24 protein-coding genes are annotated in these 25,027 nt (G+C 75.0%); 6 read left to right on the forward strand and 18 right to left on the reverse strand.

The window, feature by feature from the left end; translation table 11 throughout:
- Positions 1-244 precede the first annotated feature (244 nt).
- Entirely contained in the window at positions 245-2,161 is a 1,917-nt protein-coding gene (locus tag ABZY91_RS04115; protein ID WP_355399567.1) for an ABC transporter permease, read from the forward strand.
- A 99-nt stretch (positions 2,162-2,260) separates the two neighbouring features.
- Here the strand turns inward: ABZY91_RS04115 and ABZY91_RS04120 are convergent, their stop codons facing one another.
- Positions 2,261-3,178 carry a LysR family transcriptional regulator gene (locus tag ABZY91_RS04120; protein WP_355399569.1) on the reverse strand — a complete coding sequence of 306 codons (918 nt, stop codon included), beginning with the start codon at positions 3,176-3,178 and terminating at the stop codon, positions 2,261-2,263.
- 269 nt (positions 3,179-3,447) lie between these two features.
- On the opposite strand from ABZY91_RS04120, the gene ABZY91_RS04125 reads away from it, so the two are divergent.
- Entirely contained in the window at positions 3,448-4,464 is a 1,017-nt protein-coding gene (locus tag ABZY91_RS04125) for an NADP-dependent oxidoreductase (protein WP_355399571.1), read from the forward strand.
- 54 nt (positions 4,465-4,518) lie between these two features.
- On the opposite strand, the gene ABZY91_RS04130 is transcribed toward ABZY91_RS04125, so the two are convergent.
- Positions 4,519-5,379, reverse strand: a complete 861-nt coding sequence (locus ABZY91_RS04130; RefSeq protein ID WP_355399573.1) for a sigma-70 family RNA polymerase sigma factor — start codon at positions 5,377-5,379, stop codon at positions 4,519-4,521.
- A gap of 75 nt (positions 5,380-5,454) precedes the next feature.
- Between ABZY91_RS04130 and ABZY91_RS04135 the strand changes: the two genes are divergently transcribed.
- Positions 5,455-6,183: an NAD(P)H-dependent oxidoreductase gene (locus tag ABZY91_RS04135; RefSeq protein ID WP_355399575.1), complete on the forward strand. Its 729-nt coding sequence runs from the start codon at positions 5,455-5,457 to the stop codon at positions 6,181-6,183.
- 66 nt (positions 6,184-6,249) lie between these two features.
- On the opposite strand, the gene ABZY91_RS04140 is transcribed toward ABZY91_RS04135, so the two are convergent.
- From ABZY91_RS04140 to ABZY91_RS04155, 4 genes are all read right to left on the reverse strand, one after another.
- Entirely contained in the window at positions 6,250-6,651 is a 402-nt protein-coding gene (locus ABZY91_RS04140) for a YccF domain-containing protein (RefSeq protein WP_329885741.1), read from the reverse strand.
- A 135-nt stretch (positions 6,652-6,786) separates the two neighbouring features.
- Complete coding sequence (locus ABZY91_RS04145) at positions 6,787-7,065, reverse strand: hypothetical protein (RefSeq protein ID WP_329885455.1); 279 nt, start codon at positions 7,063-7,065, stop codon at positions 6,787-6,789.
- A gap of 151 nt (positions 7,066-7,216) precedes the next feature.
- Positions 7,217-8,170: a M48 family metalloprotease gene (locus tag ABZY91_RS04150; protein ID WP_329950338.1), complete on the reverse strand. Its 954-nt coding sequence runs from the start codon at positions 8,168-8,170 to the stop codon at positions 7,217-7,219.
- Positions 8,171-8,185: 15 nt separating this feature from the next.
- Positions 8,186-8,644, reverse strand: coding sequence for a BlaI/MecI/CopY family transcriptional regulator (locus tag ABZY91_RS04155; protein ID WP_329950337.1), 459 nt, complete (start codon positions 8,642-8,644; stop codon positions 8,186-8,188).
- A gap of 270 nt (positions 8,645-8,914) precedes the next feature.
- Here ABZY91_RS04155 and ABZY91_RS04160 point away from each other — a divergent pair, with 270 nt between their 5' ends.
- Complete coding sequence (locus tag ABZY91_RS04160; protein ID WP_329950336.1) at positions 8,915-9,385, forward strand: hypothetical protein; 471 nt, start codon at positions 8,915-8,917, stop codon at positions 9,383-9,385.
- A gap of 61 nt (positions 9,386-9,446) precedes the next feature.
- Here ABZY91_RS04160 and ABZY91_RS04165 read toward each other — a convergent pair whose 3' ends face one another.
- A complete protein-coding gene (locus ABZY91_RS04165; RefSeq protein WP_355399578.1) occupies positions 9,447-10,448 on the reverse strand; it encodes a DMT family transporter in 1,002 nt (333 codons plus the stop codon).
- Between ABZY91_RS04165 and ABZY91_RS04170 the strand changes: the two genes are divergently transcribed.
- Entirely contained in the window at positions 10,447-11,925 is a 1,479-nt protein-coding gene (locus ABZY91_RS04170) for a PLP-dependent aminotransferase family protein (protein ID WP_355399580.1), read from the forward strand. The genes ABZY91_RS04165 and ABZY91_RS04170 overlap by 2 nt on opposite strands.
- A 66-nt stretch (positions 11,926-11,991) precedes the next feature.
- On the opposite strand, the gene htpX is transcribed toward ABZY91_RS04170, so the two are convergent.
- The 11 genes from htpX to ABZY91_RS04225 all read right to left on the reverse strand — a co-directional run bounded on the left by htpX (position 11,992) and on the right by ABZY91_RS04225 (position 23,411).
- On the reverse strand, positions 11,992-12,855 hold the full coding sequence (htpX, locus tag ABZY91_RS04175; RefSeq protein ID WP_329885461.1) for a zinc metalloprotease HtpX: 864 nt from the start codon (positions 12,853-12,855) through the stop codon (positions 11,992-11,994).
- A 151-nt stretch (positions 12,856-13,006) separates the two neighbouring features.
- Positions 13,007-14,677 carry an NADH-quinone oxidoreductase subunit N gene (locus ABZY91_RS04180; RefSeq protein ID WP_329885462.1) on the reverse strand — a complete coding sequence of 557 codons (1,671 nt, stop codon included), beginning with the start codon at positions 14,675-14,677 and terminating at the stop codon, positions 13,007-13,009.
- A 2-nt stretch (positions 14,678-14,679) separates the two neighbouring features.
- Positions 14,680-16,236 (reverse strand): NADH-quinone oxidoreductase subunit M, encoded by a 1,557-nt coding sequence (locus tag ABZY91_RS04185; protein ID WP_355399583.1) that lies wholly within the window; start codon positions 16,234-16,236, stop codon positions 14,680-14,682.
- A 57-nt stretch (positions 16,237-16,293) separates the two neighbouring features.
- The gene (locus ABZY91_RS04190; protein WP_355399585.1) at positions 16,294-18,375 is read right to left on the reverse strand and encodes an NADH-quinone oxidoreductase subunit L; all 2,082 of its coding nucleotides are present in this window, start codon (positions 18,373-18,375) and stop codon (positions 16,294-16,296) included.
- Entirely contained in the window at positions 18,372-18,749 is a 378-nt protein-coding gene (gene nuoK / locus ABZY91_RS04195; RefSeq protein ID WP_329950330.1) for an NADH-quinone oxidoreductase subunit NuoK, read from the reverse strand. The genes ABZY91_RS04190 and nuoK overlap by 4 nt, the downstream gene beginning before the upstream one ends.
- Positions 18,749-19,543 carry an NADH-quinone oxidoreductase subunit J gene (locus ABZY91_RS04200; RefSeq protein WP_355399587.1) on the reverse strand — a complete coding sequence of 265 codons (795 nt, stop codon included), beginning with the start codon at positions 19,541-19,543 and terminating at the stop codon, positions 18,749-18,751. Before ABZY91_RS04200 ends, nuoK begins: the two co-directional genes overlap by 1 nt.
- Positions 19,540-20,097 carry an NADH-quinone oxidoreductase subunit I gene (locus ABZY91_RS04205; protein WP_329885467.1) on the reverse strand — a complete coding sequence of 186 codons (558 nt, stop codon included), beginning with the start codon at positions 20,095-20,097 and terminating at the stop codon, positions 19,540-19,542. Before ABZY91_RS04205 ends, ABZY91_RS04200 begins: the two co-directional genes overlap by 4 nt.
- Positions 20,094-21,053 (reverse strand): NADH-quinone oxidoreductase subunit NuoH, encoded by a 960-nt coding sequence (gene nuoH, locus ABZY91_RS04210; protein WP_329885468.1) that lies wholly within the window; start codon positions 21,051-21,053, stop codon positions 20,094-20,096. Before nuoH ends, ABZY91_RS04205 begins: the two co-directional genes overlap by 4 nt.
- A complete protein-coding gene (locus tag ABZY91_RS04215; protein ID WP_355399590.1) occupies positions 21,050-22,360 on the reverse strand; it encodes an NADH-quinone oxidoreductase subunit C in 1,311 nt (436 codons plus the stop codon). Before ABZY91_RS04215 ends, nuoH begins: the two co-directional genes overlap by 4 nt.
- The gene (locus ABZY91_RS04220; RefSeq protein ID WP_329885470.1) at positions 22,357-23,004 is read right to left on the reverse strand and encodes an NADH-quinone oxidoreductase subunit B family protein; all 648 of its coding nucleotides are present in this window, start codon (positions 23,002-23,004) and stop codon (positions 22,357-22,359) included. The genes ABZY91_RS04215 and ABZY91_RS04220 overlap by 4 nt, the downstream gene beginning before the upstream one ends.
- Positions 22,995-23,411 (reverse strand): NADH-quinone oxidoreductase subunit A, encoded by a 417-nt coding sequence (locus tag ABZY91_RS04225; protein ID WP_329885471.1) that lies wholly within the window; start codon positions 23,409-23,411, stop codon positions 22,995-22,997. Before ABZY91_RS04225 ends, ABZY91_RS04220 begins: the two co-directional genes overlap by 10 nt.
- A gap of 381 nt (positions 23,412-23,792) precedes the next feature.
- On the opposite strand from ABZY91_RS04225, the gene ABZY91_RS04230 reads away from it, so the two are divergent.
- The gene (locus tag ABZY91_RS04230) at positions 23,793-24,932 is read left to right on the forward strand and encodes a sensor domain-containing protein (protein WP_329885742.1); all 1,140 of its coding nucleotides are present in this window, start codon (positions 23,793-23,795) and stop codon (positions 24,930-24,932) included.
- The last annotated feature ends 95 nt before the right edge of the window (positions 24,933-25,027 follow it).

A 25,027-nucleotide genomic window follows, 5' to 3' on the forward strand; every position in this document is an offset into this window, starting at 1 on the left:
CGGTCCGGCTGCACCAGCGGCCCACCCTAGGCACCCGGTCGGCGGGCCGTCGGTAGGGCCAGGCCTACCGTTCGCCCGCTCCGGCCCCGCTCGCTCCGGCCCCGCCCCCGCACACAGGAAGTCGGCGGGCCCGACGTCCGGTGCGGCCACCCCCCGCGCCCCCTACGGGTAGGGCCCGCCCTACCTCCCGGAGTGGCCCCCGGCCTGCTGCCCCGCACCACCCCGCGGCGGTTCGCTGGACCCCATGAGAATGCTGCGGATCGCGCTCAAGTCCCTGAAGGCACGCTGGATCTCCCTCCTCGGAGCCTTCCTCGCCCTCGCCCTCGGCGTCGCGATGACCGCCGTCATGCTGCTCGGCCTCGCCGCCGCGCTCGGCACCCCCGGCGGCCCGGGCGGCGAGGAGCTGGTCTCGCTGGTCGCCGCCCTCGGCACCGCCGGCGGGGTGAGCGCGTTCGTCTCGGCGTTCGTCGTCGCGTCCACGTTCTCCTACGCCGTCGCCCAGCGGCGCCGGGAGCTGGGTCTGCTCCGGCTGGCCGGTGCCACCCCCGCCCAGGTCCGCCGTACCGTGCTGGCCGAGGCGCTGCTGCTCGGCGCGGTCGCCTCCGCCGCCGGCTGCGCGCTCGGCCGGCTCGGGGCGCCGGTGCTGCTCCGCCGACTGGTCGGCGTGGGGATGGCCCCGCCCGGTTTCGCCCTCGGCCCGACCGGCTGGCCCCTGCTCACCGCGTTCTGGACCGGCCTGCTGGTCGCCCTGTGCGGTGTCGCGGTGGCCGCCCGCCGGGCCGGCCGGGTCGGCCCGCTGGACGCCCTGCGCACGGCCGACCTCGACGCCGGTGTGCTGACCGTCGGGCGCCTCGTCACCGGGCTCGGCCTGCTGCTGACCGCGGCCGTCCTCACCGCCGCCGCGCTCGCCACCGACCCCGTCGACCTGCTGCACCGCAAGACCTACACCACGCAGCCGATGTGGCTGATCTCCGCGTGCGGCCTGCTCTCCCCGCTGTTCGCCCCTCCCCTGGTCCGCGCCCTCGGCCGGCTCGCCCCGGCCCGGTTCACCGGGTACGCCGGGCGGCTGGTCCGCGCCAACGCCGCCGCCGCGCTCCGCCGGACCGGCGCGGTGGCCGCGCCGGTGCTGGTGTCGGTGGCGCTGACCGGTTCGCTGGCGGGTGCGCTGGACACGGTGAGCGCCGCCCGCTCCGCCGAGGCCCGCGCCCGTACCGCCGCCGACCTGATCGTCGTCCCCGCCGACGGCGGCGCACCCGACGCGACGGCGGACGCCCTGCGTGCCGTCCCCGGCGTGGCCCTGTCCCCCACCGGTCCGACCCGCCTCTCGCTGGTGGAGCCGGACGGCGTGGTGGTCCGCTCCGAGGCGCGGGTGGCCGACCCGGCCGGGCTCGCCGCCCTCGCCCGGCTGCCCCTGCTGGCCGGTTCTCCGGCCGACCTCGACGACGGCTCCCTCGTCCTGCCGGCGGAATGGGGGCACACGACGACCGGTGAGCCGGTCCCGGTGATCCGGGCCGACGGCAGCCGGGCGACCCTGCGGGTGGCCGCCGTGCTGCGTGACGGCCTCGGCGACAACGGGCTGTACGTCACCGCCGCCAACGCGCCCGGCGCCCGCACCGACCGGATCGAGGTGCGCCTGGACCACCTCGCCGACGCCGAGCGGGTACGTGCCGACGAACAGGTACGGACCGCCGCGCGGGCGTCCGGCGCGACGGTGTTCAGCCGCGAGGACTGGCTCGCCGCCACCGCGCCCGCCAATGCGCGGACGGCCTGGCTGCGAACGGTGCTGGTGCTCGGTCTGGCCCTCGTCTACACGGGCATCGCCCTCGCCAACACGATCCTGACGGCCACCGCCGACCGCCGTCGCGAACTCGCCCTGCTCCGCCTGGCAGGTGCTGGCCGGGCCCAGGTGGTGCGGCTGGTGACCGCCGAGTCGGTGCTGGTGGTGGCGGTCGGCGCGGTCCTCGGCTGCGCGGTGACCGCCGTCCAGCTCGGCACCATGCACGGCGCGGCGGCCCTGCTCGGCACGCCGGCGCCGTGGGTCCTGCCCTGGCGGCCGGTCGGCCTCGTCACCGCCGGCGCCGTCCTGCTCGCGGCACTCTGCGCCGCCCCGGCCACCGCCTGGGCCCTGCGTTCCCGCCCGGTCACCGCCGCCGCCCGCTGAGCCGCTGAGCCACTGCCCGCTGAGCCGCCGGTCCGGCCGGTCGGGGGACGGCCCCGCCCCCGCCCCCGATCGTCGGCGGCCAGGGCCGGGCCGCCGTCCTCACACCGCGACCAGGCCCGCCGGCAGGGTGAGGCCGCGCAGCTCCCGGATCAGCGCCCGCACCGCCGCCGTGCCCGCCAGCTCCGGCGTCGTCACGTATCCGACGTGGCGGCTCGGCGGACGCGGCCCGAGGTCGGTGAGCGCCAGCCCGGCCGGGGCGCCGAGCAGGGCGGTCCGGGGCATGATCGCCATCCCCAACCCCTGCGACACGAGCGAGACGGCCACCGTGTCGTCCTCGACGTCGATGGTCGCGGGCGGGATCCAGTCCTGCCGGTCCCACCAGTCCCGGGTGTACGAGCCGCAGTTCTCGTCCCAGTCGACCAGCGGCAGCCCGTGCGGTGCCGGGTGGCCCACCGGGTGCACCAGCGCGTACTCCTCCTCGAAGAGCCGGACGGAGAGCAGTCCGGGCACCGGTGGCGGCACGCTCGCGTCCAGGGTGGCGAGCCCGAGGTCGGCACGGCCGTCCGCGACCTCGCCGGCCGTGCCGCGCCCAACCTCACGGACGATCCGGACCTGCGGTGTGAGCCCCGGGTGGCGGGCGGTGAGCCGGGCCAGAACGGGCGGCAGCAGGTGCGCGGCGACGCTGCGGAAGGCGGCGATCCGCAGCGGCCCGGTGACCGCCCCGGCGTGGTCCCCCGCCCCCGCGGCCCGCACCTCGGGACCCATCGCCGCGAGCAGCCTCAGAACCCTCCGGGCGTACGCGACGGCCCGCACGCCCGCCTCGGTCGGGCGTGCGCCGTGGCGCCCGCGGTCGAAGAGCACCGCACCGAGCTTCCGCTCGCAGGTGCGCACGGCGTGCGAGACGGCGGACTGGCTCGTACCCAGGCGCGCGGCAGCCGCCGTGAACCCCTGCGCCTCCTCCACCGCGACCAGGACCCGCAACTCGTGCGGGGCGAGGTCCGGACCCGGCTCACCCATGCCACTCACTCCTGCCACTCAGCCCGGTCGGTCGACCCCGACCCTCGGTCCTGACGCTCGGCCCCGACCCTCGGCCCTGACCCTCGGCCCTGGCAGTCAGCCCTGGCGCTCGTCCGGGCCACCCGTCGGCACCGCCGAACCTACCTCCCCACCCGCCTTCCATCGATTCCGCTCATGGAACCGACCCACCCATCACCGCTGCCCCCTGCCCGGCTCCGCCCCGCCTCCCTACGGTGATCATCACCGCCCCAACGATCCCGGAGCCCACCATGCCCCGCCCCGTCGCCCACGTCGTCCACCTCGTCTCCCGCCCCACCGGCGCCCCCGGCGCCGAGAACTTCGCCTTCCTCGACGAGACCGTCCGGCCCCTCGCCGACGGCGAGGCCCTGGTCGAGAACGTCTACCAGTCCGTCGACCCGTACATGCGCGAGGAGATGGACGCGACCGGGAGCTGGGAGCTGCACGCCCCGCTGGAGGGCCGCGCCCTCGGCCGGGTGGTCGAGTCCCGGACGCCGGTCCTCCCCGTCGGCGCCCTCGTGCACCACCGCCGGGCCTGGCGCACCCTCTCGGTGGTCACCGCCGCCGAGACGACGGTCCTCCCGGACTTCGCGGGCGTCCCGCTCAGCGCCCACCTGGGCATCCTCGGCGGCACCGGCCTCTCCGCCTGGGTCGGCCTGACCCGGGTCGCCCGGCTCCAGCCGGGCGAGACGGTCTTCGTCTCGGCGGCGGCCGGCGGGGTCGGTACGGCGGCCGGCCGGATCGCCCGCCTCCTCGGCGCCGGCCGGATCGTCGGCAGCGCCGGCTCGGCCGCCAAGGTGCGGCACCTCACCGAGGACCTCGGATTCGACGCCGCCTTCGACTACCACGACGCCCCGATCGCCGACCGCCTCCGCGAGGCCGCCCCCGACGGCCTGCACGTGTACCTCGACAACGTCGGCGGTGACCACCTCGAAGCCGCCATCGCCGCCCTCCGCGACCACGGCCGGATCGCCTGGTGCGGGGCGGTCGCCCAGTACAACCGCCTCCAGTCGCCGCCGCCCGCCCCGCGCAACCTGTTCGACGTGGTCGGAAAGAGCCTGCGGCTGGAGGGCTTCCTGGTCCGCGACCACCTCGACGCCCGCACCGAGCTGTACGACTTCCTCGTCCCGCACCTGCGCTCCGGCGCCGTCGTGCCCGACGAGACGGTCGTCGAGGGTTTCGACCGGGTCGTCGAGGCCTTCCTCGGCATGCTCCGGGGCGCCAACACCGGCAAGATGATCGTCCGGCTGGCCGACGTCCCCCGCTGACGGCCACCGGCCGGCGGCGGTCGGCGGCGGTCGGCGGCTGCCGAGCGGCGGCGGTCAGGGCAACAGCGTGATCTCCGTCCCCGCGAGCCGCGCCCGGTCCGCGACCACCTCGAAGCCCGCCACCCGCCCGTCCGCGACCGTCATCAGCAGGACCAGCCACAGGCGCCCGCCCGGCGCGATCGCCACCCCGATCCGGCCGTCCACCAGCACCGGCACGCCGAACCGCGCCCGCTGCCCGATCACCCGGGTCTCCCGGGCCACGGCGAGCGCGCCGCGCGCCACCGCCGGACGCCCGGCGGGCAGGGCCGCCGGGTCGGCCCGGCGCACCACGTCCGGCGCCAGGACCGCGAGCAGCGCGTCCAGGTCGCCGCCGCGCGCGGCGGCGAGGAACGCCTCCACCACCGCGCGGTGCCCGGCCGGCGGCGCCGGCTCCGCACCCGCCGTCCCCCGGACCCGCTGCCGGGCACGGCTGGCCAGTTTCTTCGCCGCCACCGGCGTCCGCCCGACGACCGGCCCGATCTGTTCGAACGGCACCGCGAACCCGTCGTGCAGCACGAACGCGACGCGCTCGGCCGGCCCCAGCCGGTCCAGCACCACCAGCATCGCCCGGCCCACCTCCTCGACCAGCTCCGCCTCCGCCTCCGGTCCTTCCACCACCGGTTCCTCGACGTGCGCCTCCCGTCTCCCGGCCCCCGCCCGCGCCCGCAGCACGTCCAGGCAGATCCGCGAGACGACCGTGGTCAGCCACCCCGGGAGGTTCTCCACCGCCGCCGCGTCCGCCCGCTCCAACCGCAGCCAGGCCTCCTGCACGGCCTCCTCGGCCTCCCCCGTCGAGCCGAGCATCCGCTGCGCGACCGACCGCAACCGCCCCCGCTCGGCCTCGAACCGCACCGCCAGTTCCTCGCGCCCGTCCATCGGTCACCTTTCCTCGCGCGGCCCCGTCACAGGGTTGACGATCCCCGCTCCACCGAGGTGACAAGGAGCCTCCCGATGACCGCCACCCCCGCCGTCCCCGCCACCCCCGCCGTCCCCGCCGTCCCCGCCACCCTGCTCCACCTGGACTGCAGCGCGAGTCCGCCCGGCGAGTCCGTCAGCCGCCGGCTGACCGCCCGCTTCGCCCGCGCCTGGCAGGCCCGCCACGGCACCGCCGGCTACCGTCACCGCGACCTCGCCGCCGATCCGGTCCCGCCGATCGGAGCCGCCTACGCCGCCCTCGGCGTCCGCGTCGAACGCCGTGGCACGGTCCCGCTCGCCGACGTGCGGGCCGTCGCCGCCTCCCCCGGCGAACGGGACGAGTGGTCCCTCACCCTTCCCCTGATCACCGAGCTCCGGGCGGCCGGCACCCTCCTGCTCGGCGTCCCGATGTACAACTTCACGGTTCCCGCCGCGCTCAAGGCCTGGATCGACCGGGTCACCTTCCCCGGCGCCTTCAGCGACCCCGTCACGGGCCGCAGCCTGCTCGCCGCCACCCGGGTCGTCGTCGTCACCGCCCGCGGCGGCGCCTACGGCCCGGGCACCCCGCGCGAGGCCTTCGACTTCCAGACCCCTTACCTGCGGGCGTACTTCGACAACCTCGGCGTCCCCGCCGAACACCTGAGCTTCGTCCACGCCGAACTCACCCGCGCCGACGACGTCCCCGCCCTCACCCCCTACCGCCCCCTCGCCGCGACCTCCCTCAGCGCGGCCCGCACCGCCCTCGCCGGCCTCGCCGCCGCCTGACCTCGGACGACCGGGCCGGCGGGGGTGTCGCCCTCGCCGGCCCGGTGACGTGCGTCGGTGCTCCGGCTACCGCGCGCCCCACGGCTCGTCGCTCGGGACGATCTCGCGGCCGAGCGGCATCAGCGAGACGGGGATCAGCTTGAGGTTCGCCCACCCGAACGGAATGCCGATGATCGAGATGAACAGCGGGATGCTGGTGATCAGGTGCGCCAGCGCCAGCCACCACCCGGCGAACACCAGCCAGATCACGTTGCCCACGAAGGACGGTGCCCCCGCGTCCGGCCGCTCCACCGCCTTGCGCCCGAACGGCCAGAGGACGAACCCCGCCAGCCGGAACGCGGCGATGCCGAACGGGATGGTGATGATCAGCACGCAGCAGATGATTCCCGCGATCACGTAGCCGATCGCCATCCAGATGCCGCAGAAGATCAACCAGAGGACGTTCAGGACGAAGCCGATCACCTTCATGGTTGGCACCCTCTCACGGTCGACGGTCGACCCCTATGACCAGCCATGCCCGCTGTGACCCGTGTCTACGCCGCCACGGAAAGCACTCCGCGCCGCCCGGGCTGGCCGGGCGGCGCGGAGCAGGGGCGGGGGCCGTCAGTCGCCGAGGCCGATGCCGGTGTCGGTGAAGGTGCCCGCGACGCCGTGCTGGCCGATGACCAGGATGCCGTCGAAGTAGCTGGCGCCGTCGGGGCCGAAGTGGACGCTGGTCAGGTGCAGGGCACTGCCGTCCGGGCCGACCGCGAAGGAGCCCTTGTCGAAGTGGGCGACGGGCACGGCGTCGCCCGCGGCGTCCGCGGAGGCGACGGTGGCGCCGCAGACGGCGAGCGGGAGGACGACGGCGGTGGCGGCGAGGATGCGGTGCATGGTGCGCATGGAGGAGCCCTTTCGAGGCGTTGGATTTCGGCCCGGTGGTGAACACCGGCTGTCACCATTCCGGCACGTGCGCACACGAACCGCTACCGGTGGGAGCCATCCGTGACCCGTCGGTCCGTCGACCCGTCACCCTCCGCACCGGGCGGAGCCGCTACAGCGGGGTGACGGCCTTCAGGACGAGGAGCAGGGCCACCGCCGCGTTGAGCGCGGACACCGCCGAGGCGGCGGTGCCGAGGGCCGCCACGAGGGCGGCGAGCCCGGCGGGGGTGCGGGCGGGCGGCCAGTTGCGGGAGCTCGGGACGGGGCCGAGCAGGGCGGCGACGCGGCGGGGCACCGGGCCGGGACCGGGCGCGGCGAAGGCGGGGAAGGCCGCGTAGGCGGGTGCCCGGTGGGAGGCGAGGGCTGCGCGGGCCACGGCGCGGGCGGTGATCCGCCGGTCGCCGACGGCCTGGGCGGACTCCTCGTCGGCCCAGCGTTCGGCGCTGTAGGCCACGGCGCGCTGGAGCGGGCGCAGGAAGGGGTTGACGCAGCCGGCCAGCTGGGTGGCCAGCAGGTGGCGGTGGTGCCGGTGGGCGAGGTGGGCGCGTTCGTGGGCGAGCAGGGCGGCGCGCTCGTCGTCGGCGAGACCGGCGAGCATGCCCGTGGAGACCACCACGCGTCCGGGCGAACGGAGGGAGCCGGGCAGCGCGTAGGCGTACGGGGCGGAGTCGGGGAGCAGCGCGACGTCGGAGGCGCCGGGCAGCGCGCGGCCGAGCGCGCGCCGGGCACGGGCGCGGATCCGCAGGTGGCGGGCGACCGTCCGGACCAGGGCCACGAACACCACCGCGAGGACGAGGAGCGCCGCCGTGCCGACCGTCTCGTGGTACGGCAGGGCCGCCCGGACCTCCGGGTCGGACCAGCTGTCGGGCAGCGGGTTGCCGGGGATCTGCGCGGTGCCGACGACCCCGATCAGTCCGAGGCAGAGCGCGCTGCACAGCGCCATCACGATGCTGATCCCGGTCAGCAGGCGGGCCGCGCCGCGCGGGTGGAGGTGCTGCTCGGTGAGGCGCGCGATCGGCAGCGCCGTCAGCGGCAGGACGAGCGGGAGGAAGACGAAGACGCCCACGGTCGGTTCCCGGGCTCAGCTCTCGCGGTCGGTCGCCGACGGGCCGGGCGCCGCCGGGCCCGTCGTCGGCAGATCGGGCGCGGAGGCGCTGTCGAGCAGTGTGCGCAGCAGTTCCTCGTCGTGCGGGAGCAGTGCGGTCACGAAGCTGGCGAGCACGGCGTCCCGGTCGGCCTCGCCGTCGAGGACCCGGCGCATCCGGAGGGCTGCGAGGCCGGCCGCGTCGGAGGCGGCCTGCCAGAGGTAGGAGCGGCCGGATCGGGTCCGGGAGACGGCGCTCTTGGCGTGCAGCCGGGAGAGGATGGTCATCACGGTGGTGTACGCGAGGTCGCCGTCGAGGCGTTCCTGCACCCATCCGGCCGTGGCCGGGCCCGGCGCCTGCTGGAGCACGGCCAGCACCTGCGCCTCCAGCTCGCCCTGGCCGCGCCGCCGGGCCCGCGGGTCCCCGGCCGTCGGGGTGTTGGTGTCCTCTGCCATGCCGGTCATCCTAACGAGCAGGTAAAGGGAGCCCGGTCGCCGCCGGTGTCCGCGCCGGTCAGGCCTGCCGCCGGTGCGGTGGTTCGCGGGCGTTCCACCGCCGGCCGGGTACGGCGGTGCCGGGCGGTGCGGGCCGGTGGGGGCCGGTGCGGCACGGGTCACCCGAACAGGCGTGTCCGGTTGCCCGGCACCGGCCGGAGGTGGACGGTCGAGATCCGGACGCCTCTCCGAACGCCTGTCCGGCCCCGGCGTCCGGCCCTGGAGGAACCCATGAGCAGCACGTCGACCCCTCCCGATCAGCCGCCGCCCTGGCGCTCCGGCACCGGCGCGCCGCCGCCACCGGCCTCGGCCACCCGGTTCAGCGACTGGGCGCCCGGCCTCGTCGTCTTCGCCGGTGTCCTGATGCTCCTGAACGGCATCATGGAGGTGCTGCGGGGCATCATGGCGGTCCACGAGGACGAGGTCTTCCTGAGCTCCGCCCGGTACGTCTTCCGGTTCGACCTCACGGGCTGGGGCTGGATCCACATCGTCGTCGGCGCGCTGGTCGCGGTGGTCGGCGCGTTCGTCCTCAAGGGCGCCGCCTGGGCCCGGTACACCGGCGTCTTCCTCACCGCGGTGAGCGCCGCCGACAGCTTCCTGGCGATGCCGTACTACCCGTTCTGGTCGATCACCGTGATCGCGCTGGACGTCTTCATCATCTGGGCCCTCTGCGTCTACCGGCCTGAGCGCACCGCCTCCTGATCCCCGTCGCCCGGGCCCGGGACGACCACGGGCCCGGGCGCCCCGGCCCCACGCCCCGGTCTCACGTCCGGGACCGCTGGGTGACCGCGATGCAGAGCAGCACCGCCACGGCCGTGACGGGCGCGGCCGCAGGCAGCTCCTCGCCCAGCAGCAGCACCGACCAGACCAGCGTCAGCAGCGGCTGCGCCAGCTGCAGCTGGCTGGCCTTCGGCACGCCGATCTCCGCCATTCCCCGGTACCAGAGGACGAACCCGCCGAACTGCGAGACCGCCGCCGTGTACGCGAGCCCGGCCACCGCCTTCGCCCCGAACCCGACCGGCTCGACGGCCAGCGCTCCCGCCGTGATGAGCCCGGTGACCGGCAGCGCCACGACGACCGCCCAGCCGATCACCTGCCAGCCCGGGATCTCCCGGGAGATCCGGCCGCCCTCCGCGTACCCGGCCGCGCAGACCAGCAGGGCCGCGAACAGGTAGAGGTCCGCGACGCTCGGCCGCCCGTGGCTCTGCACCAGCGTGAAGCCCAGCACCGCCGCGGCGCCGGCCAGCGCCGCGCACCAGAAGGTCCGGGAAGGACGGCTCGCCGCGCCGGCGCCACCGGACCGGCCCGACGCCCGGCGCGCCCTCAGCGCGGCGACCGACGCGGTGGCCAGCGGCAGCACGCCGATGACGACCGCGGAGTGCGCGGTCGAGGAGCTCTGCAGCGCGAGCGTGGTGAGCAGCGGGAAGCCGAGCACGCAGCCGGCCGAGACCACCAGCAGGCCGGGCCAGTGCCGCCGTTCGGGCACCGGGACGCGGGCGGCAGCGAGGCAGAGTGCGGCGAGCAGCCCCGCCAGCAGGCCGCGCAGCCCGGTGGCCGTCCACGGGCCGAAGCCGGTCAGCGCCCAGGAGGTGGCGGGGAAGCTGAACGAGAAGGAGAGGACACCGAGGGCCGCCAGGGCGGTGCCGGTGACGCCGACGGCGGGTGCCGCGCTTACGGGACCGGGGTCGGTGGGGCCGACCGGGCGGCTCGTCGCGGGCTTCGCTGCTACCGCCGCACGATGCGTAGCGCTATCTTGTGTCTTCATGAACGAGCGTAGCAGTGTGGTCGAACTCGCCGACAGACTGCGCCGGGAAGTGGAGCGCTACCCGGAAGGGCGGAAGCTGCCGTCGAGCCGGGTCCTGACGGAGCGGCACCAGGTCAGCCCGGGAACGGTCTCCCGGGCGGTCGCCGTGCTGGCCGCGGAGGGCCTGGTGGTCTCCCGGCCCGGCGCCGGCGTCTTCCGGACCTCCGCGACCGCGCCGACCGCGGCGTCCGCTGCGTCCGACGGCGCTCACCCGCACGCCCCGCCGCCCGCCCGCCCGGGCGACCTCTCCTGGCAGGAGGTCGCGCTGAGCGCCGAGGCCGGCCCGCGCGACGTCGGCGCCGGACCGATGTTCGCCATGCTGAACGTCCCCCGGCCCGACGTGCTCGACCTCAACGGCGGCTACCCGAACGCCTCGCTCCAGCCCGAGCGCCTGCTCGCCGCCGCGCTGGCCCGGGCCGGACGCCGGCCGGGCGCCTGGGACCGCCCGCCGGTGGACGGGCTGACCGAGCTGCGCACCTGGTTCGCCCGGGACATCGGCGGCAGCGGCGGCCCGCTCGGCGCGGGCGACGTGCTGATCACGGCCGGCGGCCAGAGCGCCCTCACCATCGCCCTGCGCTCGCTCGCCTCCCCGGGCGCCCCCGTGCTGGTCGAGTCTCCGACCTACCCGGGCGCCCTCGCCGTGGCCAGGGCCGCCGGGCTGCGGCCGGTCCCCGTCCCGGTGGACGGGGACGGCGTGCGCCCCGACCTGCTCGCGGCCGCCTTCGACGCCACCCGGGCCCGGGTGTTCTTCTGCCAGCCGCTGTTCCAGAACCCGACCGGCGCGGTGCTCTCCCCCGATCGCCGCGCCGAGGTGCTGCGGATCGCCCGGACGGCCGGCGCCTTCGTGATCGAGGACGACTTCGCCCGCCGCCTGGTCCACGCCGACGCGCCGGCACTGCCGCGCCCGCTGGCCGCCGACGACCCGGACGGCATCGTGGTCCACCTGAGTTCGCTCACCAAGGCCACCTCGCCCAACCTGCGGATCGGCGCGCTCACCGCGCGCGGCCCGGCGCTGCAACGGCTGCGCGCCACCCAGGTGGTGGACAGCTTCTTCGTGCCCAGGCCGCTCCAGGAGGCGGCCCTGGAACTGGTGGCCGACCCCGGCTGGGCCCGCCATCTGCGCACGCTCGGCGCCGAGCTGCGGGACCGTCGGCGGGCCGCGGTGGCGGCGCTGCGCCACGAGCTGCCCGGGCTGCTGGGCGCGCACCGGTTCGGCGGCTACCACCTCTGGCTGCGGCTCCCCGACGGCACCGACGAGACGGTGCTCACCGCGGCGGCCCTGCGGGCCGGCGTGCTGGTCACCCCGGGCCGCCCGTACCACCCCGCCGAGCCCCCGGCCCCGCACCTGCGGCTCAGCTACGCGGCCGCGGACAGCCCCGCCATGGTGGCGGAGGGCGTCCGGCGGCTCCGGCGGGCGTACGAGGAGACGACCGGCTGAGCCCGGAGGGTCCCCGCCGCGGCGGGGCCCCGGGGACCGTGCGGCCCCGCGGCCCCCCGCGCGAGGTCAGTCCCGGCGGCCTGCCATCCGCTCCAGGCGGGCGATCCGCTCGGCCATCGGCGGGTGGGTGGAGAACAGCTTCGTCCCGGCCTCGCCCGGCCGGAACGGGCTGGCGATCATCATGTGGCTGGCGGTCTTGATCTGCGGCTCGGGGGGCAGCGGCAGCTGCCGGGTCCCGGCGTCCAGCTTCCGCAGCGCACCGGCCAGGGCGAGCGGGTCGCCGGTGATCCGGGCGCCGTCGGCGTCGGCCTGGTACTCCCGGGAGCGGCTGACGGCCAGCTGGATCAGCGAGGCGGCCAGCGGTCCCAGGATCATGATCGCGAGCATCCCGAACAGGCCGGGCCCGTCGTCGTCGTCACCGCGGCCGAACGGGATCAGCCAGGCGAAGTTGACCAGGAACATCACCACCGAGGCGAGCGCCCCGGCCACCGAGGAGATCAGGATGTCGCGGTTGTAGACGTGGCTCAGCTCGTGGCCGAGGACGCCGCGCAGCTCGCGCTCGTCGAGCAGGTGCAGGATGCCGTCGGTGCAGCAGACCGCCGCGTTGCGCGGGTTGCGGCCCGTCGCGAACGCGTTCGGGGCCGGGGTCGGCGAGATGTACAGCCGGGGCATCGGCTGGCGGGCCGAGGTGGAGAGCTCCCGGACGATCCGGTAGAGCCGCGGTGCCTCGATCTCGCTCACCGGGCGGGCCCGCATGGCCCGCAGGGCGAGCTTGTCACTGTTCCAGTACGCGTAGGCGTTGGTGCCGAGGGCGACCACCAGGGCGACCACGAGGCCCGTCCGGCCGAAGAAGCTGCCGATCACGAGGATCAGCGCCGAGAGGCCGCCGAGCAGGGCGGCGGTCCTCAGTCCATTGTGCCGGCGGTGCACGGCTGGCCCTCCAATGGTGCGTGGGGAAGCCCTTTCTGCCTCGTCCCTCTTGCCCGGTCAACGGGTGGGGCCCGGGGCCTTGTTCCCTTGTGACCAGCGCGACACCCGACCGGAGGACCAGCTCAGGCGTACCGGGGCTTCCCCACCCGCCTCAGAACAGCGAGCCGCCGACCACCTGGAGCACCAGTTGCGGAGCCACCGACAGCACCACCGCCGCCGAGGCGGTGAGCCCCAGGGTGGCCGTCAGGGTGACCGGAAGCCTCCGCTCGGAGGCGGCCGGCGCCTCCCCGGCGGCCTCCGCCGGGGCGAACAGCCGCGCCGTCCAGAGCAGGTAGTAGTACAGGGCGACGACGACGTTGACGGCCATCACCGCGGCCAGCCAGCCCAGCCCGGCGTCGACGGCGGCGCGGAACACCACCACCTTGCCGAAGAGGCCGATGACGCCCGGCGGCAGCCCGGCCAGGCAGAGCAGGAAGAAGGCCAGCGCCAGCGCCGTCCAGCGCCTGCGGGCGAACAGGCCGCGGAAGTCGTCGACGCTGGTCCCGGCCCGGCGGCCGACCGCCGCCACCACGCCGAAGGCGCCGAGGTTGACCACGCCGTAGATCAGCGCGTACGCGGCGGTGGCGCCCAGCGGGTCGGTCGTGGTGGGCGCGTAGCCGGCGGCAGCCAGCGGCACCAGCAGGTACCCGGCCTGGCCGACCGAGGACCAGGCGAGCAGCCGCACCGCGCTGAACCGGGTGTCGAACCGCTGGCGCAGCGCGCCCACGTTGCCGACGGTCATGGTGACGGCCGCCAGCACCGCCAGCACCAGGCCCCAGGTGTGCGCGTACGGGCGGAAGGCGATCGTGGTGACCAGGGCGAGCCCGGCGAGGCCGGCCGCCTTGCCGACCACCGAGAGGTAGCCGGCCACCGGGAGAGGGGCGCCGGTGTACGTGTCGGGCACCCAGAAGTGGAACGGGACGGCGGCGACCTTGAAGGCGAAGCCGGCCAGCGTGAGCACCGCGCCGGCCTGGGCCAGCGGCTTCAGCTGCGCGGGGGCGTGCTCCAGGCCGGTGGCGACGGCGCCCAGGTGCAGGCTGCCGCTCGCGGCGTAGACGAAGCCGACGCCGAGCAGCATCACGGCGGTCGCGGTGACGGAGGAGAGGAAGAACTTGAGCGCGGCCTCGGCCCCCCGGCCGTCCCGGCGGAGCGCGACCAGCGCGAAGGCCGGCAGCGAGGCCACCTCCAGGGCGATCACCAGGGTGGCGAGGTCGCGGGAGGCGGGCAGCAGGGCGGCGCCGGCGGCGCTGGAGAGCAGCAGGAACCAGTACTCGCCTCCGGGCAGCTTCTCGTCCTCCACGGTGTGCGCGGAGAGCAGGGCGGCGATCAGCGCGCCGCCGAGCGCGAGCAGCTGGAAGACCAGGGCGAAGTGGTCGGCGACGTACGAGCAGCCCGCGTTGTCGGTGACCCCTGTTACGTTCTGCGCACAGAAGGTGGCTCGGGGTGAGCCTCCGACGAGCGGGAGGAGCGCGATGAGCGCCAGGGCGAGTCCGCCGGCCGTGAGTCGGCCGAGCAGCCGCTTGTGGCGCTCGGGCAGGAAGAGGTCGGTGACCAGCACCGCGAGGGCGGCCAGCGCGGCGATCAGCGGGGGCGCGATCGCCACCCAGTCCACGGACTGGATCAGGCTGCCCGGGTTGGCTACGGCGAGGGAGGTCACAGTGGGCTGCCCCGTGGAGTGAGGTCCGAGTGCGGTGCCGGTCGCGGCGCCGAGCTGTCTGCCCGTGCCGAGCTGCGTGCTGAGCTGCGCGCCGAGGAGCTGGGCGCTCAGCTGGGTGCCGAGCATGGTCAGCCACCCCCGAGGAGGTGCTTGACGGCGGGCTCGGAGAGACCGAGCAGGAGAGCGGGCCAGAGACCGGCCAGCAGGGTGAGGGCGACCAGCGGCGTCCAGCTGACGGCCTCGTACGGGCGCAGGTCGGCGAGTTCGGCCACCGGTGCGGGCTGCTTCGGATCGCCCATGCAGACCCGCCTGACCACGATCAGCAGGTACGCGGCGGTGAGGAGGGTGCCGAGACCGGCCAGGACCATGTAGGTGACGAACGCGGGACGCGAGAGGCCCTCGGCCGGGTCGAACGCGCCGAACATCGCGAGCAGCTCGCCCCAGAAGCCGGCCAGCCCGGGCAGGCCGAGGCTGGCGACGGCCGCGAAGGCGAGCAGCGCGCCGATCCGCGGTGCCCGTCCGTACAGGGCGGCGCCGGTGGTACCGGCCAGGGTGTCGAGGTCCGCCGTGCCGTAACGGTCCTTGATCGCGCCCACCAGGAAGAAGAGCAGACCGGTGATCAGACCGTGGGCAATGTTGGCGAACAGCGCGCCGTTGACGCCCACCGGAGTGAGGGAGGCGATGCCCAGCAGGACGAAGCCCATGTGGCCGACGGAGGAGTAGGCGATCAGGCGCTTGAGGTCGCCCTTGGCGCCGGGCCGCGCCAGCGCGAGGCAGGCCAGCGAGCCGTAGACGATGCCGACGGCGGCGAAGGCGCCCAGGTAGGGGGCGAGGGTCGCCGTGCCGTCGGGGACGACCGGGAGGAGGACGCGGACCAGGCCGTACGTCCCCATCTTCAGCAGCACGCCGGCGAGCAGCACGGAGCCGACCGTCGGGGCCGCCGTGTGGGCGTCCGGGAGCCAGCTGTGCAGCGGCCAGGCAGGGGCCTTGACCGCGAGCCCGACCATGATCGCCAGGGCGGCGATCACCTGGGTGGAGTGGCTCAGGCCCGAGCCGTGGGCGGCGGCCAGCGCCTGCATGTCGAAGGTTCCGGCCTTGCCGCCGACCAGCAGGAAGCCGAGCAGCATCACGGCCGACCCGAGCAGCGTGTACAGGATGAACCGGTTGGCGGCCGGCACCTTGGCCCCGGTGCCCCAGCGGGCGATCAGGAAGTACATCGGGATCAGCACGATCTCGAAGGCCACGAAGAAGAGCAGGAGGTCCAGCACCGCGAAGGTGGCGAGCATGCCCACTTCGAGGAGGAGGAACAGCCCGACGAAGGAGCGGGCCGACGGCACGCCCTCCCCGGACGGCAGCCGCCGCTCCGAGTACAGCGCACAGAGGAAGGTGAGCAGCGAGGTCAGGACGATCAGCGGGAGCGAGACGCCGTCCACACCGAGGTGGAACCGCACGCCGACGGCCGGGATCCAGGCCACGTCGGTGGTGGCCTGCATCCGGGCGGGCTCGTCGTGGTCGAAACCGGCCGCCAGGACGACGGTGAGCAGCAGGACGACGCCGGTCAGCACGGTGCCGAAGCGCAGCGCGCGCCGGTCGGCGGCGGCCGCGTCGGTGCCGAACACCGGCGCCAGGGTGAGCGCGGCGCCGAGCACCGGCAGGGCGAGGAGGGCGATGAGGACCGCGTTCATCGGAGGCTCCTACGGGCTGCGGTCGACGGGGTGGAACGGATCGGCTGGTTCATCCGGCTACACCGCCACCAGGACGACCAGCAGGACGACACCGGCCAGCAGCGCGCTGAGGTACGTCTGCGCGTTGCCGGTCTGCGCGAGCCGGACGGCCCGGCCGAGCAGGTTGGCACCGACCCCGCTGCCGCGTACGTAGGTCTCCACGACCTCGCGGTCGAGGAAGCGGACCAGCCGTGCGGCGGCGGCCACCGGGCGGACGAACAGCGCTCCGTAGAGCCGGTCGACGCCGAATCCGTGCCGGGCCGGGTCGAACAGCGGACCGAGCAGGGCGCGTCCGGGATCGGCGGCGATCACCTCGGCGGCCGGGGATCCGGCCTGCTCGGGTACCCGGCCCGCCGCCGCGGGGGCGGGCTGCCCGGCGCCGAGCCGGGCCGTGGCGGAGCGCCAGGCCCCGTACGCCAGCAGGATGCCGACCACGGCGAGGCCGGTGCCGGTGACGGCGGTGACCGCCGAGGGCCGCAGCGAACCGCCGTCGAGCAGTGCGGGCAGCCAGTCCGAGCGCAGGCCGGCGACGCCGAAGCCCACGGTCGGGACGGCCAGCACCCAGAGCGGCCAGCGCATCGCGGGCGGCTCGGCGGTGGCCGGGTCGGCCTCGTCCACCTCGGGCGAGTACGGCGCACCGGCCTCGTGGTCGGAGGACCCCGCGGCGGTCGGCACCGAGACCCCGGCACCGGCGGCACCGGCGGCGACGGCCGTGGCCGGCGCCCCGGCGGTGGCCGGGCTGTGGAACGCGACCAGGAACATCCGGGTCGCGTACGCCGCCGTGAGCAGCGCGGTGAGCCCGGCCGAGATCAGCACGATCCACCCGGCCGCCTGCGGCACGGCCGAGGCCGGGCCGACGCCGTTGGTCAGCGCCTCACCGTTGGCGGCGTGCTCGGCGGCGGTCAGCACCGCCTCCTTGCTGAAGAAGCCGGAGAACGGCGGCAGACCGACCAGGGCGACCAGGGCGATGCCCATCGTCCAGTAGGCGTCCGGGACGCGCTTGCGCAGCCCGGGCATCCGGGACATCACGGAGATCGAGTTGGTGTGCGCGGCGTGGATCACCACACCGGCGGCGAGGAAGAGCAGCGCCTTGAAGGCGCCGTGGCTGACCAGGTGGAAGACGGACGCCTCGCGGTCGCCGCTGGCCAGCGCGCCGGCCATGTAGCCGAGCTGGCCGACGGTCGAGTAGGCGAGCACCCGCTTGAGGTCGTCCTGGGCGAGCGCGCAGAGCGCCGAGCCGATCATCGTCACGGCCGCCATCACCGCCAGCACGACCAGCGCCGCGCCGGAGAGCAGGAAGACCGGCAGCAGCCGGGCGACCAGGTAGATGCCGGCGGCGACCATGGTGGCGGCGTGGATCAGCGCGGAGACCGGGGTCGGGCCGGCCATCGCGTCCGGGAGCCAGGTGTGCAGCGGGAACTGCGCGCTCTTCCCGGCCACGCCGGCGAGCAGCAGCAGCGCGGTCAGCGTGGGGTGGCCGAGCTGTCCGTCGGCGGCGGCCCGCAGCACGTCCTCGATCCGGAAGCTCCCGGCGTCGGCGCCGAGCAGGAAGATGCCGAACAGGAACGGGACGTCGCCGAGCTTGGTGACCAGGAAGGCCTTGAGCGAGGCCGAGCGGGCGTCCTGGGTCTCCCAGTGGTGGCCGATCAGGAAGTACGAGCAGATGCCCATGATCTCCCAGCCGACCAGCAGCACGATCAGGTCGCCGGAGTAGACGACCAGGAACATCGCCGCCGTGAAGAGCGAGACCAGCGCCGCGTACGAGGGGTAGCGGGGGTCGTCCTTGAGGTAGGCGGTCGAGTAGACCTGCACGCAGGTGGCGACGAGGCCGACCAGCACGGAGATCAGCGAGCTGTAGCCGTCCAGGTGGAAGGCGAGCGCGATGTCCGGGCCGCCGGTCGGGGTGAGCCGGGTGGCGACGTCCAGCGACTGACCGCTGCCGAGCTGGATCGCGACGACCAGGGCGAGCACGGCCGAGACGGCCACCGGCACGATCGCCAGCGGCCTGGCCAGACCGGGGACGCGCTTGCCGACGGCCAGGGTGGCGGCCGCGCCGAGCGCTGGCAGGGCGGGGACGAGGGCGGGCAGGGCGAGGTTCATGCGGCGGCCCGGCCCTTCAGCGCCTCGGCTCCGACCGGCGCCTCCTCGATGTCGACGGTGGACTCCGCCGGGTCGCCCAGCGTGGTGACCTTGTCGATGTCCGCGGTGCCCCGGGCCCTGAACAGCAGCAGGACGACGGCGAGCCCGAGTCCGATCTCGGCGGCGGCGATGGTGATGGTGAACAGGGTCAGCGCCTGGCCGGCGTGCAACGAGTCACGCAGCCAGACGTCGAAGGCGACCAGGTTGAGGTTGACGGCGTTGAGCATCAGCTCGACGGACATCAGCACCAGGATGACGTTGCGCCGGGCGAGCACGCCGTACACGCCGACGCTGAACAGCAGCGCGGCGAGGACGGCGGGGTAGGCGAGGTGCATCAGCCCTCCTGCTCGGGGGTGGTCGGAGCGGAGGCCGGAGGGGAAGCGGGAGCGGAGGCGGCGCCCTCGACGGCCGGGGCAGCCGTGGCGGCCGGGGCGGCCTCGGCAGCCTCGACGGCCTCGACGGCCGGAACCGCGGGGGCGGCCTTCGGCGCGGTCGCGGCGACCGTCCCGTTGGAACCCACCGGCTTGCCGGCCCGGATCCGCCCGGCCCGGGGCACCGGCACCCGGCGCCCGCCGCCGCGCGACAGCACGATCGCGCCGACCAGCGCGGCCAGCAGCAGCACCGAGAGCGCCTCGAACGGCAGCACCCACGTCCGGAACAGGCTCGCGCCCGTCACCGCCGCGGAGCCACCGCCCGCGCCGAGGTCGATCCAGGACGTCCGGAAGGCGTCCACGACCAGCGTCACCAGGGTGCCGCCCGAGGCCAGCGCCACCACCAGGGCGACCCAGCGGTTGCCCGAGTCGGCGTCCGGCGAGCGCCCGATCGGCGCCTTGGTGAGCATCAGCCCGAACAGCACCAGCACGACCACCGAACCGAGGTAGATCAGGACCTGGACCCAGGCGATGAACTCGGCGGTGAGCAGCAGGAACTCCACCGCCAGCCCGCCGAGCGCGGCCACCAGCCAGAGCGCGGCGTGCACCAGCTGCTTGGTGGTGACGGCGACGACGGCCGAACCGAGCACCGCGATGCCGACCAGCAGGAAGACGATCTCCACCCCGGTCGGGGAGAGGAAGGAACGCGCGGCCGGGTCCAGCGACCCGGTCGCGGCGAGCAGGGTGGCGGCGCTCACTGCGCGTCACCCCCCTGTTCGAGAGCCGCGGCAGCGGCGGCGGCCAGCTTGTCCGCGGCCTTCCGCGCGGTGGCGATCTCCTTGGGCTCCTCGGCCGCCGGGTCCAGCGCGGGCGGCACCGGTACGGTCCACATCCACTCCCGGAGCCGGTCCCGCTCGTGGGTGAGCTCCAGGATGTCCGTCTCCGCGTACTCGAACTCGGGCGACCAGAACAGCGCGTCGAACGGGCACACCTCGATGCAGATCCCGCAGTACATGCAGAGCGAGAAGTCGATGGCGAACCGGTCCAGCACGTTGCGGGTGCGGGCACGGGCGTTCGGGTCGGCGGCCGGCAGCGTCTCCTTGTGGGAGTCGATGTAGATGCACCAGTCCGGGCACTCGCGGGCGCAGAGCATGCAGACCGTGCAGTTCTCCTCCAGCAGCGCGATCACGCCGCGCGAACGCGGCGGGAGGTCGGGCTGCACCTCGGGGTACTGCGCGGTGACGGTCTTCTTCGTCATCGTCCGCAGGGTGACGGCCAGGCCCTTGGCCAGGCCGGCGCCGGGGAAGCTCATGAGATCGCCACCTTGATGACGCCGGTGAGGGCGAGCTGGACGAGGGCGAGCGGGATCAGCACGGTCCACGCGAGGCGCATCAGCTGGTCCTCGCGCAACCGGGGGTAGGTGACCCGCAGCCAGATCACCACGAAGGCGAGCGCGAAGGTCTTCAGGATGGTCCACAGCCAGCCGAGCTGGTCCGGCAGCGGTCCGTGCCAGCCGCCCAGGAAGAGCACCGCGGTGAGCGCGGAGACGACCAGGATGCCCACGTACTCGGAGAGCAGGAACAGCGCGAAGCGCAGGCCGGTGTACTCGGTGTACGCGCCGAAGATGATCTCCGAGTCGGCGATCGGCATGTCGAACGGCGGGCGCTGCAGCTCGGCCAGACCGGCCACGAAGAAGACGAACGCGCCGATGATCTGCCACGGGATCCAGTACCACTCCCAGGCGTCCATGATCCCGGGCAGCGACAGCGTCCCGGCGGCCATCGCGACGGACGCCGCCGCGAGCACCATCGGCAGCTCGTACGACATCAGCTGCGCGGCCGTCCGCAGGCCGCCGAGCAGCGAGAACTTGTTGGCCGAGGCCCAGCCCGCCATCAGCTTGCCGATCACGCCGACGCCCATGACGGCGAGGACGAAGAACAGTCCGGCGTCGACCGCCTGGCCGACGAAGCCGTCCGGGCCGACCGGGATCGCGAGCAGCACGAAGAGGTACGGCAGCAAGGAGACGGCGGGCGCCAGCTGGAAGATCCGCCGGTCCGCGCCGGCCGGGACGATGTCCTCCTTCTGCGCGAACTTGACCCCGTCCGCGACCAGCTGCGCCCAGCCGTGGAAGCCGCCGGCGTACATCGGGCCGAGGCGGCCCTGCATGTGCGCCATCACCTTGTGCTCGGTCTGGCCGATGAGCAGGGGGAAGGTGAGGAAGACGACCAGCGTGGCGACGCAGCGCAGCGCCGTGTCGAGCAGGTTCACGCGCTGTCTCCGTCCTGGCCGGCCGGTTCGGCCGGTGTCCCGCCGTCGTCGCTCTTCCCGCTCGGGTCGTCGCTCGGGCCGCCCGCCGCGGCCGGCGCGCCGGACTCCGGCTTCGTGGGCGCCTCGGGCTCCGCGGACCTGTCCGCGTCGGGGGCCTTCGGGGAGTCGTCGTGGGCCGGCACCGGGTTGTGCCACGGCGCGTCGGCGGACCTGGTCCGCGCGGGCGCCGGGCGTCCGGGCCGCTCCTCACCGGCGACCTCAGGAGCGGCACTTCCGGGAGCCGGAGCTTCGGTGGCCGGAGCTTCGGTGGCCGGAGCCCCGGGAGCACCGGTCGCGGAAGCCGGGGCCTCCGGGGCGACCGCCTCCGGAGCGGGCGCGGCAGCGGCCTCGGGGGCCCCCGTCGCGTCGGCCTCCGGTCCCGCGCCGGCCGCCTGGCTCACCGAGCCGTCGGAGACCGACCGGACCCGGCGCGGCCGGTCCGCCCGCACCGGCGGCGCAGCCGCCCCGGCCGCGTCCGTCGCTGCTTCCGCCACCGCTTCCGTCGCTGCTTCCGCGGCCTGGCTGACCGAACCGTCGTCGACCGTCCTGGTCCGGCGCGGCCGGTCCGCCCGCACGGCCGCGCCGCCCTCGGCGGACGCACCCGCGGCACGGGCCGTAGCCCCGGCAGCCCCGGCAGCACGCGGGGTCCGGGCCGCGCCCGCCGCCCGCGCGGCCCGCGCGGGCCGCTCCGCGACCGGCGGAAGGGTGCCCTTGAGGGGACCCCACTCGTTCGGGTCCGGCACACCGGCCGGCTGCATCTTGCGCCGCGCCGGCCCGTCGCCGTGGTCGGACTCGCCCGGCTCCTTGGCGCCCGGCCAGGCCTTGGCGACCCGGGCCGCGAGCACGAACTCCTTGCGCAGCGGGTGCCCCTCGAAGCCGTCCGGCAGCAGCAGGGTGGCGAGGTAGGGGTGTCCGGGGAAGTCGATGCCGAACATCTCGTGCGTCTCGCGCTCGTGCCAGGCGGCACCGGCGTACACGGACACGGCGGTCGGCAGGGCGGCCTTCTCGCGCGGCACCCGGGTGCGCAGCGCCAGGTGGCGGACGCCCGGGGCGTCGACGGAGGCGAGGTGGACGATCACGGAGAAGCCCTCGGCCAGCTCGTCGACGGCGCTCAGCCAGTCGAAGAAGCCCAGGCCCAGCGTGTCACGGGCGGCGGTGAGCGCCTCGATCCAGTGCTCGGCGGGGACGTCGACGGTGATCAGCCCGTACGCTTCGGCGCCGGTCGCCCACTCCCCGACCGACGCCGCGTACTGCTCGGCCGTGGTCATGAGGCCCCTCCCTCGGCGGAACCGGGCCCGGCCACCAGCGGGCGGCGGAGCGCCGCGGCGGGTGCGGTGTAGCGGCCGGGCAGCGACTCGGCGGCGATCTTCTCCTGCAGTTTGAGGATGCCCTGGAGCAGCGCCTCCGGACGGGGCGGGCAGCCGGGCACGTAGACGTCGACCGGGATGATCTGGTCGACCCCCTTGGTGACGGAGTAGGAGTCCCAGTAGGGGCCGCCGGAGTTGGAGCAGGCGCCGAAGGAGATGACGTACTTCGGCTCGGGCATCTGCTCGTAGAGGCGCTTGACGGCGGGCGCCATCTTGTCGGTCACCGTCCCCGAGACGATCATCAGATCGGCCTGCCGGGGGCCCGGCGCGAAGGGGATGACGCCCATCCGGATGAAGTCGTGCTTGGCCATCGACGCGGCGATGAACTCGATCGCGCAGCAGGCCAGGCCGAAGTTGAAGCACCAGAGGCTGTAGCGCCGCCCCCAGTTGAGGACGACCTTGACCGGGTCCGGCGCGAGCCGGGCCAGCGGGCCGATGCTGCGCCGCTCGGCGGCGGCGCCGGGGCGCGACGGGTCGGGCACGCCCAGCGGAACCGGACCGTCCGGGGCGCCGTGCCCGTGCGGGTGGGTGTGCGTCACGTCCATTCCAGAACGCCCTTCTTCCAGGCGTAGAGCAGCCCGACCGCGAGGAAGCCGATGAAGACGAACATCTCGATCAGCGTCCCGGCGCCGTAGCCGGCGGAGGCGAAGACGGTCGCCCACGGGAACAGGTAGATCGCGTCGACCGCGAAGATCACGTACAGGAAGGCGTAGACGTAGTAGCGGACCTGGGTGTGCGCCCAGTCCTCCCCCACCGGGTCCACGCCGCACTCGTAGGCGAGGAGTTTCTCGGGCGAGTACACCACCGGCCGCAGCAGGCGGTTCGCGGTGAACGCCACGACGACGAAGAGCACGCCGACGACGGCGAGCAGGCCCATCGCGGCGTACGCGTCGAAGTAGCCGCTGCCGGCCGCCGGGTCGGCCGCGGCGACAGCCGCCTGCTGCCCCTCCATGCCCTCGCCTCCACATCGGCCGTGGAAACCGCCCGCAGGGCAGTTCTACGACGTCTCTTTACACGCTCATAACCATCGCCAGAGCGTGAGTCTAAGTGCACCGCACAGGTACCCCGTACCCTGCCCGATCCGCAAGACGGCCGGTGGACATCCGGTGGACGCCCGGTATCGCCGCCCCACCTCGGACGGGGTGGGGATAACCCCCGCCCGGGAAGACGTATCACCCCCATGGCATCGTGCGCCCCGGACCGGCGAAGCTTGGATCACCAGCTCGACCGAGAGGGACGGTAGACCGAGATGAAGCCATTGCACCGCCGAGCCGCGGACGGCACGAAGGAGCGGGACGTGCCGGCGGAGCGCGCCCCGCTGTACGGCGCGCGGATGTGGCGGCAGGTCGGGCAGCTGCTGTTGAACCTGCCGATCGGCATCGCGGGGTTCGTCTTCACGATCGTGACGCTCTCCGTGGGCCTGGGGCTGTCGGTCACCGTGATCGGCCTGCCGCTGCTCGCCGCCGGGCTGGCCGGCTGCCGGGCCATGGGCGGGTTCGCCCGCCGCCGGGCCCGGTCCCTGTACAACTCCGGGGTGCACGAGCCGGAGCCGGTGCAGCGCCGCCGCCCGGGAATCACCGGCTTCGCGATCGCCCAGCTGACCGACGCGCTCTCCTGGCGCTCGGCCCTCTACTACGTGCTGATGCTGCCCTGGGGCATCCTCAGCTTCACCCTGACGCTGGTCTGCGTCCTGGTCGGCTGGCCGGTCCTGCCGTGGGTGGTCCGCTACCAGTCGGAGGTGGACCGGATGCTGGTGGAGACCCTGCTCTACCGGGGGGCGCTCTCCGAGCGGGTGCGCGAGCTGGAGGACGACCGCGGCACCGTGGTCGACACCGCCGCCGCCGACCTGCGCCGGATCGAGCGCGACCTGCACGACGGCGCCCAGGCCCGGCTGGTGGCCCTGGCGATGGACCTCGGCATGGCGAAGGAGCGGCTGCAGGAGACCGAGTCGCCGGAGGACGTGGCCGCCGCCGCGAAGATGGTCGGCAACGCGCACGGCGAGGTGAAGATCGCCCTCCAGGAGCTGCGCGACCTGGCTCGCGGCATCCACCCGGCGGTGCTCACCGACCGCGGCCTGGACGCGGCGCTCTCCTCGGTGGCGGCCCGCTGCACGGTGCCGGAGGGGGTCAAGGTGCACGTCGACCTGAAGGGCCGGGACGGGACGGCCGAGCGGCCGGACTCGGCGGTCGAGGGCATCGCGTACTTCACCGTCAGCGAGCTGCTGACCAACGTCTCCAAGCACTCCGGTGCCCGCTCCGCGACGGTGGACGTCTGGCGGGCCGGCGACCAGCTGATGGTGCTGGTCCAGGACAACGGCAAGGGCGGCGCCGCGCCCTACCCGGGCAGCGGCCTGGGCGGCCTGGCCGAGCGCATCCAGGCGGTGGACGGCGTCTTCCTGGTGGAGAGCCCGCACGGCGGCCCGACCACGGTGACGATCGAGCTCCCCTGGCGGACCCGCACCGCCCGGCGCTGAGCGGGAACCTCCGGCCGGAAACCCAACCGGGCCCCGTCGCCTCCCGGCGACGGGGCCCGGTTTCGCCGGTGCCCGGACGACTGGTGCCCGGACGG

Origin of the sequence: Kitasatospora sp. NPDC002965, from assembly GCF_040611255.1 — a bacterium.
Taxonomy (GTDB): domain Bacteria; phylum Actinomycetota; class Actinomycetes; order Streptomycetales; family Streptomycetaceae; genus Kitasatospora.

Bases quoted from the DNA above. Each gene is read 5' to 3' on its own strand.
- ABZY91_RS04220 (WP_329885470.1), bottom strand. From the start codon at position 23,004: ATGGACGTGACGCACACCCACCCGCACGGGCACGGCGCCCCGGACGGT.
- ABZY91_RS04190 (WP_355399585.1), bottom strand. From the start codon at position 18,375: ATGAACCTCGCCCTGCCCGCCCTCGTCCCCGCCCTGCCAGCGCTCGGC.
- ABZY91_RS04170 (WP_355399580.1), top strand. From the start codon at position 10,447: ATGAACGAGCGTAGCAGTGTGGTCGAACTCGCCGACAGACTGCGCCGG.
- ABZY91_RS04135 (WP_355399575.1), top strand. From the start codon at position 5,455: ATGACCGCCACCCCCGCCGTCCCCGCCACCCCCGCCGTCCCCGCCGTC.
- ABZY91_RS04185 (WP_355399583.1), bottom strand. From the start codon at position 16,236: ATGAACGCGGTCCTCATCGCCCTCCTCGCCCTGCCGGTGCTCGGCGCC.
- ABZY91_RS04155 (WP_329950337.1), bottom strand. From the start codon at position 8,644: ATGGCAGAGGACACCAACACCCCGACGGCCGGGGACCCGCGGGCCCGG.
- ABZY91_RS04225 (WP_329885471.1), bottom strand. From the start codon at position 23,411: ATGGAGGGGCAGCAGGCGGCTGTCGCCGCGGCCGACCCGGCGGCCGGC.
- ABZY91_RS04115 (WP_355399567.1), top strand. From the start codon at position 245: ATGAGAATGCTGCGGATCGCGCTCAAGTCCCTGAAGGCACGCTGGATC.
- nuoK (WP_329950330.1), bottom strand. From the start codon at position 18,749: ATGCACCTCGCCTACCCCGCCGTCCTCGCCGCGCTGCTGTTCAGCGTC.
- ABZY91_RS04145 (WP_329885455.1), bottom strand. From the start codon at position 7,065: ATGCGCACCATGCACCGCATCCTCGCCGCCACCGCCGTCGTCCTCCCG.
- ABZY91_RS04125 (WP_355399571.1), top strand. From the start codon at position 3,448: ATGCCCCGCCCCGTCGCCCACGTCGTCCACCTCGTCTCCCGCCCCACC.
- ABZY91_RS04120 (WP_355399569.1), bottom strand. From the start codon at position 3,178: ATGGGTGAGCCGGGTCCGGACCTCGCCCCGCACGAGTTGCGGGTCCTG.
- ABZY91_RS04180 (WP_329885462.1), bottom strand. From the start codon at position 14,677: ATGCTCGGCACCCAGCTGAGCGCCCAGCTCCTCGGCGCGCAGCTCAGC.
- ABZY91_RS04215 (WP_355399590.1), bottom strand. From the start codon at position 22,360: ATGACCACGGCCGAGCAGTACGCGGCGTCGGTCGGGGAGTGGGCGACC.
- ABZY91_RS04165 (WP_355399578.1), bottom strand. From the start codon at position 10,448: ATGAAGACACAAGATAGCGCTACGCATCGTGCGGCGGTAGCAGCGAAG.
- ABZY91_RS04205 (WP_329885467.1), bottom strand. From the start codon at position 20,097: ATGAGCTTCCCCGGCGCCGGCCTGGCCAAGGGCCTGGCCGTCACCCTG.
- ABZY91_RS04140 (WP_329885741.1), bottom strand. From the start codon at position 6,651: ATGAAGGTGATCGGCTTCGTCCTGAACGTCCTCTGGTTGATCTTCTGC.
- ABZY91_RS04160 (WP_329950336.1), top strand. From the start codon at position 8,915: ATGAGCAGCACGTCGACCCCTCCCGATCAGCCGCCGCCCTGGCGCTCC.
- ABZY91_RS04130 (WP_355399573.1), bottom strand. From the start codon at position 5,379: ATGGACGGGCGCGAGGAACTGGCGGTGCGGTTCGAGGCCGAGCGGGGG.
- ABZY91_RS04230 (WP_329885742.1), top strand. From the start codon at position 23,793: ATGTGGCGGCAGGTCGGGCAGCTGCTGTTGAACCTGCCGATCGGCATC.